The sequence below is a fragment of the Streptomyces endophyticus genome (assembly GCF_035798155.1).
GTDB classification, from domain to species: Bacteria; Actinomycetota; Actinomycetes; order Streptomycetales; family Streptomycetaceae; genus Streptomyces; species Streptomyces endophyticus.
The window spans coordinates 1-3234 of record NZ_JAOZYC010000051.1 but is presented as its reverse complement, the minus strand read 5'-3'; the positions used below and the strand labels follow the sequence as shown (position 1 = coordinate 3234).

Here is a 3234-nt window from a genome sequence, read left to right as displayed (position 1 = left end):
CAACACAGTGGACGCGAGCAACTGAGGACAAGCCCTCGGCCTATTAGTACCAGTCACCTCCACACCTTGCGGTGCTTCCAGATCTGGCCTATCAACCCAGTCGTCTACTGGGAGCCTTAACCCCTCAAAGGGGGTGGGAATACTCATCTCGAAGCAGGCTTCCCGCTTAGATGCTTTCAGCGGTTATCCTTTCCGAACGTAGCCAACCAGCCATGCCCTTGGCAGGACAACTGGCACACCAGAGGTTCGTCCGTCCCGGTCCTCTCGTACTAGGGACAGCCCTTCTCAATATTCCTACGCGCACAGAGGATAGGGACCGAACTGTCTCACGACGTTCTAAACCCAGCTCGCGTACCGCTTTAATGGGCGAACAGCCCAACCCTTGGGACCGACTCCAGCCCCAGGATGCGACGAGCCGACATCGAGGTGCCAAACCATCCCGTCGATATGGACTCTTGGGGAAGATCAGCCTGTTATCCCCGGGGTACCTTTTATCCGTTGAGCGACGGCGCTTCCACAAGCCACCGCCGGATCACTAGTCCCGACTTTCGTCCCTGCTCGACCCGTCGGTCTCACAGTCAAGCTCCCTTGTGCACTTACACTCAACACCTGATTACCAACCAGGCTGAGGGAACCTTTGGGCGCCTCCGTTACTCTTTAGGAGGCAACCGCCCCAGTTAAACTACCCATCAGACACTGTCCCTGATCCGGATCACGGACCCAGGTTAGACATCCAGCACGACCAGAGTGGTATTTCAACGGCGACTCCACAACCACTGGCGTGGCCGCTTCAAAGTCTCCCACCTATCCTACACAAGCCGAACCGAACACCAATATCAAACTATAGTAAAGGTCCCGGGGTCTTTCCGTCCTTCTGCGCGAAACGAGCATCTTTACTCGTAGTGCAATTTCACCGGGCCTATGGTTGAGACAGTCGAGAAGTCGTTACGCCATTCGTGCAGGTCGGAACTTACCCGACAAGGAATTTCGCTACCTTAGGATGGTTATAGTTACCACCGCCGTTTACTGGCGCTTAAGTTCTCAGCTTCGCCACACCGAAATGTGACTAACCGGTCCCCTTAACGTTCCAGCACCGGGCAGGCGTCAGTCCGTATACATCGCCTTACGGCTTCGCACGGACCTGTGTTTTTAGTAAACAGTCGCTTCTCGCTGGTCTCTGCGGCCACCCCCAGCTCATGGAGCAAGTCCAATCACCAGAAATGGCCCCCCTTCTCCCGAAGTTACGGGGGCATTTTGCCGAGTTCCTTAACCATAGTTCACCCGAACGCCTCGGTATTCTCTACCTGACCACCTGAGTCGGTTTAGGGTACGGGCCGCCATGAAACTCGCTAGAGGCTTTTCTCGACAGCATAGGATCATCCACTTCACCACAATCGGCTCGGCATCAGGTCTCAGCCTTGTGTGCGACGGATTTACCTACCGCACGGCCTACACCCTTACCCCGGGACTACCATCGCCCGGGCTGGACTACCTTCCTGCGTCACCCCATCGCTCACCTACTACCAGCTTGGGCCGGCGGCTCCACCACTTTCCTTTCCCCGAAGGGTCCGGAACGGCTTCACGGCCTTAGCATCACTGGATTCGATGTCTTTCGCGTCACAGCGGGTACCGGAATATCAACCGGTTATCCATCGACTACGCCTGTCGGCCTCGCCTTAGGTCCCGACTTACCCTGGGCAGATCAGCTTGACCCAGGAACCCTTAGTCAATCGGCGCACACGTTTCTCACGTGTGTATCGCTACTCATGCCTGCATTCTCACTCGTGAACCGTCCACAACTACCTTCCGGTGCTGCTTCACCCGGCACACGACGCTCCCCTACCCATCACAGCGGGCGTTGGCCCTATTGCTGCAATGACACGACTTCGGCGGTACGCTTGAGCCCCGCTACATTGTCGGCGCGGAATCACTTGACCAGTGAGCTATTACGCACTCTTTCAAGGGTGGCTGCTTCTAAGCCAACCTCCTGGTTGTCTCTGCGACTCCACATCCTTTCCCACTTAGCGTACGCTTAGGGGCCTTAGTCGATGCTCTGGGCTGTTTCCCTCTCGACCATGGAGCTTATCCCCCACAGTCTCACTGCCGTGCTCTCACTTACCGGCATTCGGAGTTTGGCTAAGGTCAGTAACCCGGTAGGGCCCATCGCCTATCCAGTGCTCTACCTCCGGCAAGAAACACACGACGCTGCACCTAAATGCATTTCGGGGAGAACCAGCTATCACGGAGTTTGATTGGCCTTTCACCCCTAACCACAGGTCATCCCCCAGGTTTTCAACCCTGGTGGGTTCGGTCCTCCACGACCTCTTACAGCCGCTTCAACCTGCCCATGGCTAGATCACTCCGCTTCGGGTCTTGAGCGCGCTACTGAATCGCCCTGTTCGGACTCGCTTTCGCTACGGCTTCCCCACACGGGTTAACCTCGCAACACACCGCAAACTCGCAGGCTCATTCTTCAAAAGGCACGCAGTCACGACTGTATGTGCAAGCACATACAGCGACGCTCCCACGGCTTGTAGGCACACGGTTTCAGGTACTATTTCACTCCGCTCCCGCGGTACTTTTCACCATTCCCTCACGGTACTATCCGCTATCGGTCACCAGGGAATATTTAGGCTTAGCGGGTGGTCCCGCCAGATTCACACAGGATTTCTCGGGCCCCGTGCTACTTGGGTGTCTCTCAAACGAGCCGTTGACGTTTCGACTACGGGGGTCTTACCCTCTACGCCGGACCTTTCGCATGTCCTTCGCCTACATCAACGGTTTCTTACTCGTCTCACGGCCGGCAGACCGTAAAAGAGAGATCCCACAACCCCGTACACGCAACCCCTGCCGGGTCTCACACGTATACGGTTTGGCCTCATCCGGTTTCGCTCGCCACTACTCCCGGAATCACGGTTGTTTTCTCTTCCTGCGGGTACTGAGATGTTTCACTTCCCCGCGTTCCCTCCACACTGCCTATATATTCAGCAGCGGGTGACAGCCCATGACGACTGCCGGGTTTCCCCATTCGGAAACCCCCGGATCAAAGCCTGGTTGACGACTCCCCGGGGACTATCGTGGCCTCCCACGTCCTTCATCGGTTCCTGGTGCCAAGGCATCCACCGTGCGCCCTTAAAAACTTGGCCACAGATGCTCGCGTCCACTGTGCAGTTCTCAAACAACGACCAACCACCCGTCACAACCCACCGAAGCGGATCTTTACCGGGGCCGGCA

At 56.7% G+C, this 3234-nt stretch carries 1 rRNA gene; it reads right to left on the bottom strand.

What is annotated here, in order from left to right:
* Nucleotides 1-23 precede the first annotated feature (23 nt).
* Nucleotides 24-3146: ribosomal RNA gene (locus OKJ99_RS07855) — 23S ribosomal RNA — on the bottom strand.
* Between the last annotated feature and the right edge of the window lie 88 nt (nt 3147-3234).